The sequence below is a fragment of the Streptomyces sp. NPDC002520 genome, from assembly GCF_053595235.1.
Genome location: NZ_JBSFXG010000010.1, coordinates 135,650 through 151,857, shown reverse-complemented (window position 1 = coordinate 151,857; position 16,208 = coordinate 135,650). Strand labels below are relative to the sequence as shown.

Annotated in this window: 14 protein-coding genes and 3 pseudogenes; 12 read left to right on the top strand and 5 right to left on the bottom strand. The window is 71.2% G+C overall.

Features of this window, described 5'->3' with window-relative positions; genetic code table 11:
* Window positions 1–95 precede the first annotated feature (95 nt).
* From ACWD5D_RS16955 to ACWD5D_RS16935, 5 genes are read left to right on the top strand one after another with little or no spacing between them, the layout of a single operon-like run.
* Window positions 96–1,313 (top strand): NAD(P)/FAD-dependent oxidoreductase, encoded by a 1,218-nt coding sequence (locus tag ACWD5D_RS16955; RefSeq protein WP_451373469.1) that lies wholly within the window; start codon window positions 96–98, stop codon window positions 1,311–1,313.
* On the top strand, window positions 1,310–1,687 hold the full coding sequence (locus tag ACWD5D_RS16950; RefSeq protein WP_451373468.1) for a (2Fe-2S)-binding protein: 378 nt from the start codon (window positions 1,310–1,312) through the stop codon (window positions 1,685–1,687). Before ACWD5D_RS16955 ends, ACWD5D_RS16950 begins: the two co-directional genes overlap by 4 nt.
* On the top strand, window positions 1,684–3,165 hold the full coding sequence (locus tag ACWD5D_RS16945) for an FAD-dependent oxidoreductase (protein ID WP_451373467.1): 1,482 nt from the start codon (window positions 1,684–1,686) through the stop codon (window positions 3,163–3,165). Before ACWD5D_RS16950 ends, ACWD5D_RS16945 begins: the two co-directional genes overlap by 4 nt.
* A gap of 49 nt (window positions 3,166–3,214) precedes the next feature.
* Window positions 3,215–4,150, top strand: coding sequence for a dihydrodipicolinate synthase family protein (locus ACWD5D_RS16940; RefSeq protein WP_451373466.1), 936 nt, complete (start codon window positions 3,215–3,217; stop codon window positions 4,148–4,150).
* Window positions 4,147–5,148, top strand: coding sequence for a proline racemase family protein (locus ACWD5D_RS16935; RefSeq protein WP_451373465.1), 1,002 nt, complete (start codon window positions 4,147–4,149; stop codon window positions 5,146–5,148). Before ACWD5D_RS16940 ends, ACWD5D_RS16935 begins: the two co-directional genes overlap by 4 nt.
* A 40-nt stretch (window positions 5,149–5,188) precedes the next feature.
* Here the strand turns inward: ACWD5D_RS16935 and ACWD5D_RS16930 are convergent, their stop codons facing one another.
* The gene (locus ACWD5D_RS16930) at window positions 5,189–5,821 is read right to left on the bottom strand and encodes a hypothetical protein (protein WP_451373464.1); all 633 of its coding nucleotides are present in this window, start codon (window positions 5,819–5,821) and stop codon (window positions 5,189–5,191) included.
* A gap of 373 nt (window positions 5,822–6,194) precedes the next feature.
* On the opposite strand from ACWD5D_RS16930, the pseudogene ACWD5D_RS16925 reads away from it, so the two are divergent.
* Window positions 6,195–6,472: pseudogene (locus ACWD5D_RS16925) on the top strand (helix-turn-helix domain-containing protein); the annotation flags it as partial.
* Between the two features lie 80 nt (window positions 6,473–6,552).
* Here ACWD5D_RS16925 and ACWD5D_RS16920 read toward each other — a convergent pair.
* Window positions 6,553–6,708: pseudogene (locus ACWD5D_RS16920) on the bottom strand (SDR family oxidoreductase); the annotation flags it as partial.
* Between the two features lie 48 nt (window positions 6,709–6,756).
* Between ACWD5D_RS16920 and ACWD5D_RS16915 the strand changes: the two are divergent.
* Window positions 6,757–7,296, top strand: coding sequence for a hypothetical protein (locus ACWD5D_RS16915; RefSeq protein WP_451373463.1), 540 nt, complete (start codon window positions 6,757–6,759; stop codon window positions 7,294–7,296).
* A 788-nt stretch (window positions 7,297–8,084) separates the two neighbouring features.
* Here the strand turns inward: ACWD5D_RS16915 and ACWD5D_RS16910 are convergent.
* Complete coding sequence (locus ACWD5D_RS16910) at window positions 8,085–9,437, bottom strand: glutamine synthetase (protein ID WP_451373462.1); 1,353 nt, start codon at window positions 9,435–9,437, stop codon at window positions 8,085–8,087.
* Window positions 9,438–9,658: 221 nt separating this feature from the next.
* Complete coding sequence (locus ACWD5D_RS16905; RefSeq protein WP_451373461.1) at window positions 9,659–10,453, bottom strand: FadR/GntR family transcriptional regulator; 795 nt, start codon at window positions 10,451–10,453, stop codon at window positions 9,659–9,661.
* A gap of 83 nt (window positions 10,454–10,536) precedes the next feature.
* Here ACWD5D_RS16905 and ACWD5D_RS16900 point away from each other — a divergent pair, with 83 nt between their 5' ends.
* From ACWD5D_RS16900 to ACWD5D_RS16885, 4 genes and pseudogenes are all read left to right on the top strand, one after another.
* Window positions 10,537–11,418, top strand: coding sequence for a carbon-nitrogen hydrolase family protein (locus ACWD5D_RS16900; RefSeq protein ID WP_451373460.1), 882 nt, complete (start codon window positions 10,537–10,539; stop codon window positions 11,416–11,418).
* 94 nt (window positions 11,419–11,512) lie between these two features.
* Window positions 11,513–12,871 carry an APC family permease gene (locus ACWD5D_RS16895; RefSeq protein WP_451373459.1) on the top strand — a complete coding sequence of 453 codons (1,359 nt, stop codon included), beginning with the start codon at window positions 11,513–11,515 and terminating at the stop codon, window positions 12,869–12,871.
* A 103-nt stretch (window positions 12,872–12,974) separates the two neighbouring features.
* Window positions 12,975–13,241 (top strand): annotated as a pseudogene (locus ACWD5D_RS16890) (NF041680 family putative transposase); the annotation flags it as partial.
* 135 nt (window positions 13,242–13,376) lie between these two features.
* Window positions 13,377–14,141: a GNAT family N-acetyltransferase gene (locus tag ACWD5D_RS16885; RefSeq protein WP_451373561.1), complete on the top strand. Its 765-nt coding sequence runs from the start codon at window positions 13,377–13,379 to the stop codon at window positions 14,139–14,141.
* 128 nt (window positions 14,142–14,269) lie between these two features.
* Here ACWD5D_RS16885 and ACWD5D_RS16880 read toward each other — a convergent pair whose 3' ends face one another.
* Complete coding sequence (locus ACWD5D_RS16880; RefSeq protein WP_451373458.1) at window positions 14,270–14,683, bottom strand: transposase; 414 nt, start codon at window positions 14,681–14,683, stop codon at window positions 14,270–14,272.
* A 209-nt stretch (window positions 14,684–14,892) separates the two neighbouring features.
* On the opposite strand from ACWD5D_RS16880, the gene ACWD5D_RS16875 reads away from it, so the two are divergent.
* On the top strand, window positions 14,893–16,161 hold the full coding sequence (locus ACWD5D_RS16875) for an MFS transporter (RefSeq protein ID WP_451373457.1): 1,269 nt from the start codon (window positions 14,893–14,895) through the stop codon (window positions 16,159–16,161).
* The last annotated feature ends 47 nt before the right edge of the window (window positions 16,162–16,208 follow it).

The following is a 16,208-nucleotide window of genomic DNA, read 5'->3' as shown; positions in this document are numbered from 1 at the left end:
GGCGGCCCGCCGAATTCGATCCGACGTGACCGTTGACACGTTCTGAACCCCGCCGTACGTTCCAAATGTTCGCTATACCGAACACGGGGGGTTCGATGAACAGAACACGAGTGGCGGTGCTGGGCGCCGGGATAGTCGGCGCCGCCTGCGCTCGCGAGCTGGCTCTGGCCGGACTCGACGTCACCGTGGTCGACCGCGGGGGCGCGGCGTCGGCGACCACCTCGCACGGCGAGGGCAACGTGCTGGTCTCCGACAAAGGACCGGGGCCGGAGCTCGAACTGGCCCAGCTCTCACGGAATTTGTGGCCGCAGGTGCTCGCCGCCGTCGCCGAACGCTCCGTACCCGCGGCGCACGCGGTGGCGTGGGAGCCCAAGGGCGGCATCGTCGTCGCGACCACCGACGCCGGCGCCGACGGGTTGACCCGGTTCGCCGCCGACCAGCGCGCGGTGGGCGTACGCGCCGACGTTCTCGATGCCGACGCGCTCGCACAGGCCGAGCCGTACGTCACCCGCGAGCACACAGCGGCCCTGCACTACCCCGAGGACGCGCAGGTGCAGCCTGCCGGAGCCGCCGCCGCTCTGCTCGGCGACGCGTTGGCCGCGGGCGCGACGCTGCGCACGGGCTGCGAGGTGCTCGGCGCGGTCGGCCGCGGCGGCCGGATCACCGGCGTCCGCACCTCGGCCGGCCTGCTGGAGGCCGACTGGTTCGTCAACGCCGCGGGCCCCTGGTCCGGTGAGCTGTCGACCCGTCTCGGCGCACCGGTGGACGTGCGGCCCCGCCGCGGCGACGTCCTCGTGACGACCCCGCTGCCGCCGATGGTCTTCCACAAGGTCTACGACGCCGACTACGTGGGCGCGGTCGGCAGCAGTGCCGAGGATCTGCAGACCTCCGCGGTCGTGGAGTCCACGCGTGGCGGCAGCGTGCTCATCGGCTCTTCGCGCCGCCGGGTCGGTTTCGACGACCGGCTGCGCCCCGAGGTCCTCTCAGCTGTCGCCGCGAAGGCACTGCGTCTGTTCCCGACGCTGGTCGGGGTCGGGGTGATGCGTGCGTACGGCGGCTTCCGGCCGTACGTCCCCGACCATCTCCCGGTCATCGGCGCCGACCCTCGCCTTGACGGCCTGTGGCACGCGGGCGGTCACGAGGGCGCCGGGATCGGTCTGTCCGTGGGCACCGGACGGCTGCTGCGGAATCTGATGCTCGGCGAGCCGACGGACATGGACGCCACCCCGTTCCGCGTGGACCGTCCGGCCGTACTGGGCCAAAGCGCACACCCCGAGAAAGTCGCACACCCCGAGAAGGAGGAGACGGCATGAGCCCCAGGCGTGTCCGCGCCGGGTCCGACGCCGTCGGGCGGCAGGACCGGCCCCTGCGGATCACCGTCGACGGCGACCCTGTCGACGGGATCGCGGGCCAGACCATCGCGGGAGTCATGCTCGCCGCCGACCGGCTCGCCTGGCGCCGGGGACGCTCCGGCGCGCCCCGCGGGGTGTTCTGCGGGATCGGCATCTGCTTCGACTGTCTCGTGACGGTCGGCGAGGAGCGCGATGTGCGCGCTTGCCGTCGCCGCGCCCGTGACGGCGACGTCGTGACAACCCAGAGCAGGCAGGACGCCGAGCCCTCCCCCGGCCCACCACTCGCCCCGGCCGGCCTTGAGAAGTCCGACGCACCCGGAACGGAGGAGCGATGACGCACCGTCATGTCACGGTCGTCGGCGCGGGCCCCGCAGGTCTCGCCGCAGCGGAGGCCGCCCTGAGCGCCGGTGCCCGGGTGACGCTGATCGACGCGTCGGACCAGCCCGGCGGCCAGTACCACCGGATGCTGCCCGAGGCGTACGACGCTGCCCGTCCGCAGGTGCTGCACCACGGCTGGCGGGCCTTCGACCGGCGCCGTCGCCGGGTGCTCGCCCACCCGCGGTGCGCCTGGTGGCCCGACACCTCGGTATGGGCGCTCGAGCGCCCGGATCCCGAGCAGCCGGGCCCTCCTCGAGTCCACGTCCTGCACGGTTCCGTGGACGGCGGCGGACGGCGCCGTCTCACCCTCGACCCCGACGCACTGGTGCTCGCCGTCGGCGCCCACGACCGCGTACTGCCTTTCCCCGGCTGGGAGTTGCCCGGTGTCTTCACCGCCGGCGCCGCGCAGGCGCTCGCGAAGGGTGAGCGGGTCGTGGTCGGTGACCGTGTGGTGGTCGCGGGCACCGGGCCGTTCCTCCTGCCCGTTGCTTCCTCGCTGCTTGAAGCGGGCTCCCGCGTCCTGGAAGTTCTGGAGGCCAATACGCCGGGCACCGTCGCCCGCGGCTGGTCACAGCGCCCCTGGCAGCTCGCCGCACAGGCCGGAAAGAGCGGTGAACTCGCCGAATACGCCGTTTCGTTGATCCGTCACCGGGTGCCCTACCGCACCGGCCGCGCCGTGATCGAGGCGCACGGAGACGGACGGGTCGAGGAGGTCGTCACGGCACGGCTGCGCGCGGACTGGTCGGTGGTGCCGGGCAGCGAGCGCACGGTCGCGGTCGACGCGGCGTGCGTCACGCATGGCTTCAGTCCGCAGCTGGAGCTGCCGGTGGCCGCAGGATGCGCCCTGCGCGGCGCTCCGGGCGGCGAGTTCGTGGAGGTCGACGCCGACCAGGCCACCAGCTGCCCCGGCGTCTACGCGGCCGGTGAGATCACCGGCATCGCGGGCGCCCCGGCGGCGCGGGCCGAGGGTGCGCTCGCCGGGTGGCTCGCCGCCGGTGGCGACCCGGAGGCGTCCGCGCTGCGACCGCTGCGGCGCAGCCGGGACCAGGGGCGTGCGTTCGCCGAACGGCTGGCCCGAGCGCACCCGATCGGCACGGCCTGGTCGCAGTGGCTGCGTCCCGAGACGGTCATCTGCCGCTGCGAGGAGGCCGATTACGTCTCCCTCTGCCGGGCGGCCACGACCCGGGAGAGCGCCTCGGCGCGGGTCGCCAAACTGGAGACCCGCGCCGGCCTCGGCCCCTGCCAGGCCCGGGTCTGCGGCCCCACGGTCGCCGAACTGAACGCCCGGCTCTCCAGCGGGCCCGCGGAACGGCCGGTCGAGGGCCTGCCGGCGCCCGCACCGCACCGGCGCCCGATCGCCCAGCCCATCCGGCTCGGCGAACTTGCCGCCGCCCCCGAGCCGCTGCCCGAAGGGCCACCCCCTCACCACCTCTGACCGTTCGATCCCCCTGACCTGTCAATTCCCTTTCACAGGAGCGGAGTTCATGAGCGACAACCAGAAGCAGACCCTGTCTCTCGGCGGCGTGGTCGTGGCCACCGCCCTTCCCTACTACGAGGACGCGTCCGCCCCGGCCGGTCTGGCCGTGGACTACGACCGTTACGCCGAGCACTGCCGCTGGCTGGTGGAGAACGGCTGCCGGGGCGTCGGCCCGAACGGCTCGCTCGGCGAGTACTCCTCTCTGACCGACGACGAGCGCCGCAAGGTCGCGCAAACGGCGGTCGAGGCGGTCGGTGACTCGGGCGTCGTGGTCGTCGGCGTGCACGGCGCCGGCTCGCACCAGGCCAGGCACTGGGCCGAGGTCGCCGCCGAGGACGGCGCGGACGGGCTGCTGTGCCTGCCGCCGACCATGTACCGCGCCAACCGCGGCGAGGTCCTCGCCCACTTCGAGGCCGTGGCCTCCGTCGGCCTGCCGGTCATGGTCTACAACAACCCGGTCGACACCAAGGTCGACCTGACCCCGGACCTGGTCGCGGAGATCGCCCGGATCGACAACGTCGTCGCCATCAAGGAGTTCTCCGGCGACGTCCGCCGCGTCCTGGAAATCAAGGAGCAGGCCCCCGGCCTCGAGGTCATCAGCGGCGCCGACGACGTCGTCCTGGAGAGCCTGCTGATGGGCGCCACCGGCTGGTTCGCCGGCTTCCCGAACGTCTTCCCCGCCGAGTCGGCCCGGCTGTACGAGCTGGCCACGAGCGGCAAGCTGGAGGAGGCCCGGGCCCTGTACGAGCCGCTGGTCGCCGCGTTCCGCTGGGACTCGCGTACCGAGTTCGTGCAGGCCATCAAGCTCGGTATGGAGCAGGTCGGCCGGTTCGGTGGCCCCTGCCGCCCGCCGCGCGGCCCGCTCACCGGGCGGATGCGCGAGCAGGTCGAGGCCGACATGGCCCGCGCCATCTCCGCGCTCGAGAAGCAGTCCGCACGATGAGGTCGACCCGTACGATCAGCGCGGTCGACTCGCACACCGAGGGCATGCCCACCCGCGTCGTCACCGGCGGGGTGGGCCCCATCCCCGGCGACACCATGGCCGAGCGCCGCCGGTACGCCGTGGAGAGCCTGGACGGGCTGCGCCGGTTCCTGGTCGACGAGCCACGCGGGCACTCCGCGATGAGCGGGGCGATCCTCCAGCCGCCCACCCGTCCGGACGCCGACTGGGGCGTGCTCTACATCGAGGTCAGCGGCTTCCTGCCGATGTGCGGCCACGGCACCATCGGCGTGGCCACCGTCCTCGTGGAGACGGGGATGGTCGAGGTCACCGAGCCGGAGACCAGGGTCCGCCTCGACACGCCCGCCGGGCTCGTCGAGGCCCGGGTGACGGTGGCTGACGGCCGCGCCGTGAAGGTCACCCTGCGCAACGTGGACTCCTTCGCGCTCGAACTCGACGCCACGGTCAAGGTCCCCGGCCTCGGCGACATCCGCTACGACATGGCGTACGGCGGAAACTTCTACGCCATCGCCGAACTCGACCAACTGGGGCTGCCGTTCGACCGCGCCCGCAAGAACGAGATCCTCGCCGCCGGACTGTCGATCATGCAGACGATCAACGAGCGGAACCGGCCGGTGCACCCCGCCGACCCGCTCATCGGCGGCTGCAAGCACGTACAGTTCATCGCCCCCGGCTCGGACGCACGGCACTCCCGCAACGCCATGGCCATCCACCCCGGCTGGTTCGACCGCTCCCCGTGCGGCACCGGCACCTCCGCGCGCATGGCCCAGCTGCACGCGCGCGGCCGGCTGCCCCTGAACACCGGGTTCATCAACGAGTCGTTCATCGGCACACGGTTCTACGGCCGACTCCTGCAGGCCTCTGAGGTCGGCGGACTCCCCGCCGTCGTACCCGAGTTCTCCGGCCGGGCCTGGATCACCGCCACCGCGAACTATCTGCTCGACCCGAGCGATCCCTTCCCGCACGGATTCGTGCTCTAAAGATTGGCAGTTGGGCTCGTGGGCAAACCCCTCGTGGAAGTCAGGGGATGTGCAGGGAGCCTGTGAGCTGCTGATAGAGCTGCTTCACGCCCTTCTCGTCCGCGGCAGGGCCACTGGCCACGAGTCCGACGAGGTGGTCGGCGGCGGCGACGTATCGGACGAGGACCACGCTCGGGGTGCCGTTGTCGTCGAACGTGATCCGGCCCTCGCGGGCGGGATGGCCGGCGACTTCAAGGGGCTGGTTCCTGCTGACGGTCCCGCTGATCGAGGCGGCAACGCCGCGGACGGCCGGGTCCAGGGCGGCCTTGGTATCCGCTCCGTGCATGTCCGTGACCTGGAAGGCAACCTTGTTCTTCCCGGCACTGGCCTTGTACATCCGCAGCTGGAAGGTCTTGCCACTCATGGTGATCGAGTCGTGCTCGACTTTGGTACTGCCGGGCAGCTTGACGGTGATGCCGCTCGGTGCGTCGGTGGTGTTGACCCACTGTGCGGCGACGCCGCGAGGCGGGCTGGTGGCCAGGCCCCCAGCGGTGGCGGCGAGGCGCAGGCTGCCGGTGCGCGCGAAGTCTTGGGGGGTGCTGACGGCGGTGGCCCCGCCTATCGCCGCGCCGGTCAGAACGGCGGTCAAACCGGCGGTGGTGGCGGTGCGAACAAAGCGGCGTGTGGTTCTCATGGGTCCTCCCGGTGGCTTGAGCTCCCCATTGAGGAGAGTGAGGCCCACATTCCAGTGGACCGCAGCTCGTCCCTCCTGTCATCTCCAGCATCAGCAGCATCACGGTCGACGTGTCCCGAACGACAGCGACGCCCCATCTGCCTGCTCGTTTCCGGTTCCGCACGCCGTACAGCCCGCGAGATGGGCACGACGGACGGCTCAGAGAGGCGGCAACGCAGAATTCACCGCTCTGCCCTGTCGGCGACGGCTGAATTGTGAGCCACTGAGCCCTTTCCAACCTGGCGTGTGAGATTGGTAGTTGGGCTGACAACGTGGTGAAGCCCCTGATAAATGGGTTTTCGACCAAGAGAACCGTCGCCACCAGAGGCTTCACGTGCTTGTTTACCCGTCGGGCGTCGACGCGTCCAGCTCTGCCCTTCGCCTCCTCACGCAGCAGTTGCGGCGGCACCGCCGTGCGAACGGCTCCCGTCGGCGGCGTCTGAGTGCCGGCCGCCAGGCCCTGCCGCCAGGCCCTACCGCCAGGCCCTGCTCACACTCGCTCATCTGCGGGCGGGACACACCTATACCCAGCTCGCGGCCGGGTTCGGCGTCGGAACCACGACGGCCTACCGCTATGTCACCGAGGCTGTCCAACTCCTCGCCGACCTCGCCAGCGCCAAGCCCAGGTGTTAGGGCAGCTGTTCTGCGTATCGGGTCGGCCCCACCGGGGGAGCCGCTCGCCGGCTCGGTGGTCACTGGGCGACGTAGCCGCCGTCGACGGGCAGCGCGACGCCGACGACGATGCCGACGCCCGGGCTGCACAATCACAGGACGGCTTGCGCGATCTCGTCGGCGGTGCCGCGACGGTGGATCGGCTGGTTCGCTTCGGCCTCGGCGCGGTCGAGTTCGCGCGGGTTCGACACCATGACGGCCGGGACGAACGAGAGGAGCCGACGATGAGCGCGAGAGCCGATGTGGACGCCCTGCTGCGGCTGATGCCGCCGCCGAGGGACGACGGCACGTCCGTCGACTGGGAAGGGATGGCCCTGTCGTGGGGCCGGCCGTTCCCGCCCGACTACCAGCGGTTCATCGAGGAGTACGGCGCCGGAACCGTCCAGGGTTTCCTGGTCGTCGACGCGCCGCAGGCCAAGGTGCCGCTGGAGGAGGCCGGCCTGGACGGAATGGTCCAGGAGACCCTGACCGTCGAGGGCGCATGGGAGCTCGCGGACAAGTCACCGGTATTGGAAGGGACTTCCCCCCGCCTGATCAACTGGGGGGTCGACTCCGCCGCCGACATGATGTGCTGGGATGCCTCCGGGGAGGACCCGGCCGCCTGGCCGGTGCTCGTGTTCAACCGCGGAGACGACCTCTTCAGCCGCTACGACTGCGGGATGGTGGAGTTCCTCACCCGGCTTCTGCGGGGCGAGTTCCCCAAGAGCCCGCTGGAGGACGTCGACCTCTTCGGGCGAGGGGATGCCGCCTGGACGAAGCGCTGACACACCGCGGCGAACCGTCCGATCCGGCGGCTTACGCGAAACGGTGAGACCGGATGGCTCGGACCGGAAACGGTCCGAGCCATCCGCCCTGCTGCGGCGCGGCCGGCCCTCAGGCGGTCACCCGGCCGCCGTGATCCGCCACTGCTGGTTGGTGCTGTTCGAGTCGCCGTACTGCCCCGTCCCGGGCACCGGGGGCTGCGGCGATCCCAGCGCCGGCGACGGCTGCTGCCCACGCTCCCCCGTCCGCAGGTCGCGGGGTGGGCCTCCCGCTCCACCGCCGTCCACGCGGACGCACCCGAGTCCCAGGCCTCCGCCGGCGGGACCAGGTGGTCGATGTCCGGGCCCCGCGGGCCGTCGATGGTGCGGTCGTCGTAGGGCGAGTACCACTGCCCGCCAGTCAGCGTGCACTTCGCCCCCTGCACCGGCGCGACGACCGCCTCGGCCTTCAGAACCTCCAGGCAAGGTGTTGCAGCCGTCGTGGTCGGCGCCGATCCAGTGCTTGGACTTCGGCCTCTCACAGCCAGTGCGGTCCTCGTCCCGGACCGGGAGCACACCTTCGAAGAGCAGCATGGCCAACGTCTCTACGCGACCAGGGGATTGACACAGCCCGGGTCTCCGGGTCCCCTCACGCGGCACATAGCCACACACTGGCGCAACACAGCGAAACAGCCCCTTGCCTCCGGGCAGTTCGAGTCGGGGCCACAACACCTCCGGCCACCCCGCCCACGAGCAGTGCGGTCAGGTCCGCCACGACGACCCGTCGTCCCTCGGCGGCCGGTCGCCGGCCGTCAGTACCGCAGGCGGGTTGCCGCCACGATGCTCTGCGGCGTCGCCCCTTCGAACCGGGCGGCCTCCGCACCCCGTACGGCGACGACCGTGCCGAACAGCGGCTCTCCGAGCGCCTCGCGCAGCACCGCCGACCGCTCGAAGTGCGCCAGCGCCTCGACAAGCGAGGTGGGCAGCCGCTTGTGCCCTCCCACCTCGGCGGGGTCACCCACCACTGGCGGCGGGAGGGTCGCGGCGGCGTCGATTCCGGCGAGGCCGGCGGCGATGACCGCGCCTACCGCCAGGTAGGGGTTGGCCGCCGCGTCGAAGCTCTTGATCTCGGCGTTCGCCGCCCAACCGGCGTCCGGTGCGCCCGCGACGAAGCGGACCGCGGCCTCCCGGTTCTCCGGACCCCAGCACTGGAACGCACCGGCCCAGCGCGAGGGTTCGAGCCTCAGATAGCTGGCGGCCGAGGGCGCGCCGAGGGCGAGCAGCGCCGGGAGTTCCCGGAGGACGCCCGCGAGGAACGCCTCGCAGACCGCGGTCATGCCGTGCGGGCCGTCCCCGTCCCGGCACAGGTTCCGGCCGTCCTGCCAGAGACTCAGGTGCAGGTGGCGGCCGTTGCCGACCGCTCCCGCCTCGACGACCGGGGCGAACGAAGCCGTCAGCCCGTGCCGCGCGGAGACAGCCCTGACCGTCTCTTGCACGAGCACCGCCAAATCGGCCGCCCCCACCGGGTCCGCGGGTGCAACGGACACCTCGAACTGGCCGGGCGCGTACTCCGGGTGCAGCTGCTGCACGGCGACACCCTGCGCGACGAGGGCGTCCAGCACGTCGCGCAGGTAGTCGGACAGTTCGACGAAGCGTGCCATGCCGTACGCGGGGCCCGCGGCCGGGCGGGACGGCGACGAGGACGGGTCCGAGTCTCGGCCGACCACCCACTCCGTCTCGAAGCCCATCCGCAGGGCGAGTCCGCGTTCGGCGGCGCGCTCGGTCATCCGGCGGGCGAACAGGCGTTGGCAGCCGGGGTACGGAGTGCCCCGCTGGTCGTGGCGGTCGGCCGGCGCCCAGGCCCAGCCGGGCTGCGCGGCCAGCGGGGTCAGCCGGTCGAGGTCGGGCAGGAGCCGGAGGTCGCCCTCGGGGGCGTTGGTGTGCCCGCCGTTGGTGACGGAGTCGTCGGCCAGGAACAGGTCGAAGACCGGCGGCATGGCGACACCCCACCGCACGGCGTCGGGCAGCGCCGAGACCGGCACGGTCTTGACCCGGGTGATACCCGCGGTGTCCACCATGGTGAGGACCACTCCGCTCACTCCCTGCGCCGTCAGCCGGTCGGCCTCCTCGGCGGCCCGGGTCTGCTCCTCACGCGCGGTGGACATGGCATCCTCCTTCGCCGCGTGCGTCTGTGATCGGCTCCGCGGTCGTGCTCTTGGGTGTGATCGCCGCCGGGGCGCCGACGGCTGGGACCTCCGCCCTGTTCCTTCGGGGACGTGGGCGAACGCAGCGGCGGCCGGGTGCGAGTGCGCGGACCGGCCGCGGGTGCGCCGCGTCGGCCCGCGCAGAGTGTGCGCTGGGCGCGGGCATGGGCCGCCGGTGCCGGTCAGCGTCGGTCGAGGAGGTCCATGAACATGCTCTTGTGGAGTTCCTCGACATGTCGGCGCGCCACCTCGGCCGCCTCCGTCGCGTCCCCGCGCCGGATCGCCTCCACCAGGGCGCGGTGCTCGTCATTGGAGTGGCGTAGGAAGTCCAGCGGGTAGGGCAGGTAGTAACGGTAGAGCTCCCGGAGCACGGCCCCGTAGGGCTCGGCGACGGAGTCGAGCCCGGTCGCGGCGGCAACCGCCATGTGGAACCGCTCGTCGCAGCTGTGGAACTCCGCCCAGCTCGGGGCCCGGTCCATCGCCTCGATCAGCCGGTCCAGGTCCTGCGCGGACGCCGTGTCGAGGCCGCGGACCGCGGCCAGATGGGCGACCCCGCACTCCAGGACGAGCCGGTGGTCGATCAGCTGGTGCACGTCGGCCGATGCCGCCCGGTACGTCTCGATGGCGCTGACCGTCGAGTGCGCGGGCTGCTCGGCTACCAGCGTCCCCCCGGTGCGGCCGCGTCTGCGCTCCAGCACGCCTTCCTTGCACAGGGCCACCAGGGCCCGGCGGACCGTGATCTCGGAAACGCCCAGGGCCTCGGCGATCCGGTCACTGCCGGGCAGCCGCTCACCGGGCGCCAGCAGGCCGAGATCGACGGCGAGCGCGATACGGGCCCGTACGGCGTCCAGGGCGGACAGCCGCCGGATGGCGGTGAGCGGCGGCGCGTTCAGGCCGTGCGTGGCCTGCTCCGGGCGCGCCGGGCGGGAGTTCACGGAGGAGCCGGGCATGGCGACACCGTACTCAAAAGTGCTCATCTTGAACACTCTTGCTTAAGTGCTCATCGTGCTCTATTTTTTTTCGCCATCAGGCCACCCGCTGTCCGAAAGTGGTGACTCCCGTGTCCCGCCCCCTGCCCATCGCCCTCGCGCAGGCCCCTCCGCGCTCCTCCCGCCTGCCGCTGGCCGGCTTCGCCGATGAGGTCCAGGACCTCCTCACGAGGTTCCCCGGGACCCGTCTGGTGGTTCATCCCGAGCTGCACCTGTGCGGCGTGGAGGGGTCCCGGGAGGAGAGGGAGGCCCAGCTGAGGGAGTCCGCGGAGCCGTTGGACGGCCCCCGGACCAAGATGCTCGCCGAGCTCGCGGGTGACCTGGGCATCTGGCTGCTGCCCGGCAGCGTGTGCGAGCGCGGTGCGGGGGGCGAACTGTTCAACACCGCTCTCGCCTTCTCGCCCGAGGGCCGGCTCGCGGCCTCGTACCGCAAGGTCTTCCCCTGGCGCCCCTACGAGCCGTACGACCCCGGCGACCGTTTCGTCGTGGCCGACCTGGCGGAAGCGGGCCGGATCGGCTTCGCGATCTGCTACGACGCGTGGTTCCCCGAGGTCTCCCGGCATCTGGCCTGGATGGGCGCGGAAGTGATCGTCAATCCCGTCATGACGACGACCGCCGACCGTGCCCAGGAACTGGTCCTGGCCCGGGCGAACGCCATCGCGAACCAGGTCTACGTGATCAGCGTCAACACCGCGGGCCCGGTCGGCACCGGCCGCAGCCTCGTGGTGGACCCGGAGGGCCGGGTACGGGTCGAGGCCCCCGACGCCCTGCCCACCGTCCTCACCGATGTCCTCGACCTCGACGACGTCACCCGGGTCCGGACCCACGGCACGGCGGGCCTCAACCGCGTATGGGACCAGTTCCAGGACGGCGACGCCCCGATCGAACTGCCGCTGTACCAGGGGCGGATCGACCCCCGCCGCTGGAATCCGGACCGCCGCGCCGGCGGCTGACCTCCCGGCATACCCCCCTCCGTCCCGTCCCCCGCGCCCGCCGACACACCCCCGGAAGCCCGCCCGGCCCCTACGCGCCCCCTGGAGCCCTGCCATGGAACAGCCCACCCCGACGCTGAACCGGACCCTGACCCTCAGATCGGTCGTCGCCTTCGGCCTCGCCTACATGACCCCCCTGATCGTGCTCGGCACGTACGGGGTCGTCGCGCAGACGACCAACGGCACCGTCCCGACCGCCTACCTGCTGGCCATGGTCGCGATGATCTTCACGGCACACAGCTACGGCAAGATGGCCGCGGCTCATCCGGTGGCGGGCTCGGCCTACACCTACGTGCGGCGGGCCATCGACTCCAGGGCGGGCTTCCTCGTCGGGTGGGCGACGCTCCTCGACTACTTCTTCCTGCCCATGGTCATCTGGCTGATCGGCGGCGCCTATCTGCACGCCCAGTTCCCCAGCGTGCCCTTCTGGGTCTGGATCGTCGGCTTCATCGCGATCACCACCGCGCTGAACGTGCGCGGCATCCGCACCGCAGAGAAGACCAACGACCTGCTCATGATCTTCCAGGTGCTCGTCATCGGCTTCTTCGCGCTCTTCTCGCTGCTCCACGTCTTCCGCCACTCGGGCGCCGGAGGGCTGTTCAGCACCACGCCGTTCCTCAACGACCACAGCACCCTGGCCGGCATCTCGGCCGGAGCGGCCATCGCCGCGTACTCCTTCCTCGGCTTCGACGCCGTCACCACCCTCACCGAGGAGACCGTCGAGCCGCGGCGCACCATCCCCCGCGCGATCATCCTCATCGCCCTGATCGGCGGTGGCATCTTCGTCCTCCTCGCGTACACGACCCAGCTCGTCCACCCCGGGAGCACCTTCGCCGCCCCGGACTCGGCCGCCTTCGAGATCGCCAGGACGATCGCCGGGAGCCTGTTCTCCTCGATCTTCCTGGCAGGTCTGGTGGTCGCTCAGTTCTCCTCGGGCATCGCCGCCCAGGCCAGCGCCTCCCGCCTGCTGTTCGCGATGGGCCGCGACGGTGTGCTGCCCCGCCGCTTCTTCGGGTTCGTCCACCCCCGGTTCCGCACCCCCGCCGTCAACATCGTGCTGACGGGGGTAATCGGGCTCATCGCGCTGCGACTCAACGTGGCGACCTCCACCTCGTTCATCAACTTCGGCGCGTTCACCGCCTTCACCTCGGTGAACCTGAGCGTGATCGCCACCTTCGTACGCGAGCGCCGCGCGGGGCGCAGACTCAATCCCCTCACCCACGTCGCCTTCCCCGTGGTCGGCGCGGCGGTCGACATCTGGCTGCTGACCCGCCTCGACGGCAAGGCCATCACCCTGGGCCTGATCTGGCTTGCCGTGGGCGTGGTCTACCTTGCCTACTTCACCCGCCTGTTCCGGACCCCGCCGCCGGAGATCCACTTCGCCGAGGAGACCAGGACCCCCGAAACGGTCTGACCTGGACCCCGGAACCTGACAAGGGGCAGCCGCGTAGCCGGCGGCCCCTTGCCGGCTTTCAGCGCGATTGCTGTCCCAGCATTCTCTCCGCCGATTGCCGGGCCTGCGGCGCTTTGACATCGAACACACCTTCCACCTGTTCAAGCAGACCCTCGGCTGGACACGCCCGAAGTTCCGCACCCCAGAAGCGGAGGACCGCTGGACCTGGCTGATCCTCGCCCCCGACACCCAACTGCGACTCACCCGCCCGCCGGCAGCCGACCTACACCGTCCCTGCGAAAGACCCCGTCCCACCGGACAGGCTCACCCCCGCCCGGTCCGCCGGGACTTTCGGCACATCCGCCCCAACACCACCTGCCCGGCCAGGGCGTGTATCGAATGTGCTGGTCGCCAGCGCGACACCGTCGGCGGACGATCCAAAATCACGTGCGACCTTCGCCTGGTCATGCTGGGGTTATCCGCTATGAATGCTCATTTCCTCGATGAAGCCGACTTGATGGACAGGATGGAACGGAACCTGGCGGAGCATGCCTGTCACCTGCATCGGAGCATGACCGGTGCCGCCGTCACAGAGACTGGTGACCTCGTGGTCGCCGACAGCGGCCTGGACGACGACACTTTCAATATCGTTGCCGCAGCCCGCTTCGCCGCCGCCACCGCACCCGCGCGTATCACCGAGACCGCTCAGACGCTGGCCCGCACCGGCCGCCGCTTCTCCTGGCGGGTGGGGCCTGCCTCGACACCACAGGACCTCACCGCCCGCCTGACGGCCGCCGGTCTGCCGGCGTCCGAACGCGAGACGGCCATGTGGGCCGAGCTGAACGACGCCCTGCCACTGCCCGCCGCTCAAGGACTGGACATCCGGACGGTGGCCACGCACGAACAGCTCGCCGACTACGCCACGGTTCTTGCCGCGAACTGGGACCCGCCTGCTGACACCGTCCGCCGCTTCTTCGCCCAGGCCGCCCCGCAAGCACTGGCCGCGCACTGCCCGGCCCGGTACCTGGTCGGCTATGCGGAGAGCCGCCCGGTCTGTTCGGCCGAAGTGTTTCATCACGCGGGGGTCGCCGGGATCTACAACATCTCCACCCTGGCCACCCACCGCCGACGTGGCTACGGCGGTGCTATCACGCTCGCGGCACTCCGCACGGCCCGCGACCGAGATCACCGCATCGCGGTCTTGCAGGCGTCCGCCGACGGCGAGCCCGTCTACCGCCGCCTGGGGTTCCGCTCCTGTGGCCAGTTCACCGAACACACCATCACCCCCTGAACCACCTGAGCTTCGCTGACCCTCCGCCCGCCTTTCCCGACCTGCTCGACGGCCAAGTGCCAGCTTGGTCGTCAGGCCGCCGCGCGAGCGACCGAGGCCGTGGTCGTCGGGCTCGACGGCGATACCGGCTAGACCGCTCCTTCGAAAGGTCCCCTTTCCCTCGCCCCGGCGGCGTGCCGGTGGGCCCGGCACACGGTGGAGTCGATGTTGAGATCCGAGGTGATGAGCTTCTTGGCGTCGGCCTGCACCTGCAACCCGGCGAAGATCCGCTGCCAGGTGCCGTCCCGCTGCCAGAGGCGGAAGAGGTCGTACACCCGGGCCCAGGGCCCGTACCGCTCCGGCACATCCCGCCGCGGGACGCCGGTGCGGATACGAAACCGTATGCCGTCGATCAGCTGCCGCCTGGTCCATGTCGGCGGACGACCCGGCTTCCTGCGCAGGCGGCTGACGGCCCCCTCACACCCATGCGGCCAGTTCGCAACCGCCTCACGGCCCGCTCGCCGAAGCCCGGCCCTGATCCGATCGACTTGTGCACGACGCACGCCCTGCCCACGGAGCGAGTGTGCGCCGTGCACGAGGATGGAAGACCACCGATGTTTATGGTGCCGCCACCCCTGATCCCGGGGGCCGTAGCCTGAGCAGGCCGGAAGGACGACGGATGAGCACCATGAGAGATACGGGCCGGGGCCCCGGCCCCGTCGCGGCCGGGGCAGGCACAACACAGCGCCCTGTCGGCGCGTGGTTCGAGAGCATGCCTTTCGGGCGCGTGCATCTCCTTGCCGCCACCGCCTTGTTCATGGCGTTCGTGATCGAATCGTGGGAACAGCTCGCGCTGGTGTATGTGTCGGGGGACCTCGGCGACGCTTTCGGGATCGGGGAGTCCGCGATCGGCTGGGCCCTGTCTGCGGTCGCGCTCGGCATGATCCCGGGCAGCCTCGTGTGGGGGCCGGTGTCCGACCGGATCGGACGGCGGTCGGTGTGTCTGTGGTCCCTGGCCTCGTACGGCGTCATCGCTCTGGCCAGCGCCTTCTCGCCGAACTTCACGACGCTCATGGTGACGCGGTTCCTGTCCGGACTCGCACTCGCCGGCATCTACACGGTGACCTTCCCCTACTTCCTGGAACTGCTGCCGTCTCCGCTACGCGGTCGCGCGGCGGTCTATCTGTCCATCGGCTGGCCGATCGGCGTCCTCCTCGCCGTCGGCGTGACCCAGGTCCTGGGCGATCTCGGCTGGCACGTCGTCGCCATCGCCAGCGCGCTCGCCGGACTGTGGGTGTTCGCCATCCGGGCCTGGGTCCCGGAGTCCCCGTACTGGCTCGCGGAACAGGGGCGGCACCAGGAGGCGGGGGACGTGCTGCGACGGCTCGGTGCCGACGTCCCCGACGGCACGGTGTTCGCCGTCCCCGCGGCGTCCGAGGCCCGGGCCGGCCGTCCGGTCGACCTGTTCCGAGGGTCGCTGTTGCGCGTCAGCGTGCTCATGCTCGTCGTCAACTTCGCCTTCAACTGGGGCTACTGGGGGCTGCAGACGTGGCTGCCGACCCTGCTCCAGGACAAGGGGCTCAGCATGTCCGCGAGCCTCGGCTTCGTCGCGCTGAGCGCCGTGTTCATGATTCCGGGATACGTCTCGGCGTCCTGGCTGACGGGCCGCTACGGCCGCAAGAAGGTCTTCCTTCCGTACGTCGCCCTCGCCGCGGTCTCCGGTGTGGCCTTCGCCTACGCCGACACCCTCACCACCATGTACGTGGCGAACTTCGCCCTGTCGTTCTTCTGCCTGGGTGCCTGGGGCGTGTGGAACACCTGGAACGGCGAGTTCTACCCGACCGCGCTGCGGGCCACCGGGTACTCGTGGGCGACCGCCGCCCAGCTCGGCGCCACCTCGCTGGCACCGTCCGTGGTCGGCTTCCTGCTGGCCCGTGCGACGGGCTACTCGTCCACGATCCTGTTCATCATGGCCTTCCTCGCCCTCGCCCTGATCTGCGCGGCCCCGCTGCCGGAGACCGAGGGCAAGGACCTGGCGTAGCCGGGCGGCTCGGCTCCCCCAGGTCGGGCGTGATGGGAGGATGACCA

Coding starts and splice junctions, on each gene's coding strand:
- ACWD5D_RS16945 (WP_451373467.1), top strand. CDS start 1,684: ATGACGCACCGTCATGTCACGGTCGTCGGCGCGGGCCCCGCAGGTCTC.
- ACWD5D_RS16895 (WP_451373459.1), top strand. CDS start 11,513: ATGGAACAGCCCACCCCGACGCTGAACCGGACCCTGACCCTCAGATCG.
- ACWD5D_RS16930 (WP_451373464.1), bottom strand. CDS start 5,821: ATGAGAACCACACGCCGCTTTGTTCGCACCGCCACCACCGCCGGTTTG.
- ACWD5D_RS16940 (WP_451373466.1), top strand. CDS start 3,215: ATGAGCGACAACCAGAAGCAGACCCTGTCTCTCGGCGGCGTGGTCGTG.
- ACWD5D_RS16905 (WP_451373461.1), bottom strand. CDS start 10,453: ATGAGCACTTTTGAGTACGGTGTCGCCATGCCCGGCTCCTCCGTGAAC.
- ACWD5D_RS16915 (WP_451373463.1), top strand. CDS start 6,757: ATGAGCGCGAGAGCCGATGTGGACGCCCTGCTGCGGCTGATGCCGCCG.
- ACWD5D_RS16955 (WP_451373469.1), top strand. CDS start 96: ATGAACAGAACACGAGTGGCGGTGCTGGGCGCCGGGATAGTCGGCGCC.
- ACWD5D_RS16950 (WP_451373468.1), top strand. CDS start 1,310: ATGAGCCCCAGGCGTGTCCGCGCCGGGTCCGACGCCGTCGGGCGGCAG.
- ACWD5D_RS16885 (WP_451373561.1), top strand. CDS start 13,377: ATGGAACGGAACCTGGCGGAGCATGCCTGTCACCTGCATCGGAGCATG.
- ACWD5D_RS16875 (WP_451373457.1), top strand. CDS start 14,893: ATGCCTTTCGGGCGCGTGCATCTCCTTGCCGCCACCGCCTTGTTCATG.
- ACWD5D_RS16935 (WP_451373465.1), top strand. CDS start 4,147: ATGAGGTCGACCCGTACGATCAGCGCGGTCGACTCGCACACCGAGGGC.
- ACWD5D_RS16910 (WP_451373462.1), bottom strand. CDS start 9,437: ATGTCCACCGCGCGTGAGGAGCAGACCCGGGCCGCCGAGGAGGCCGAC.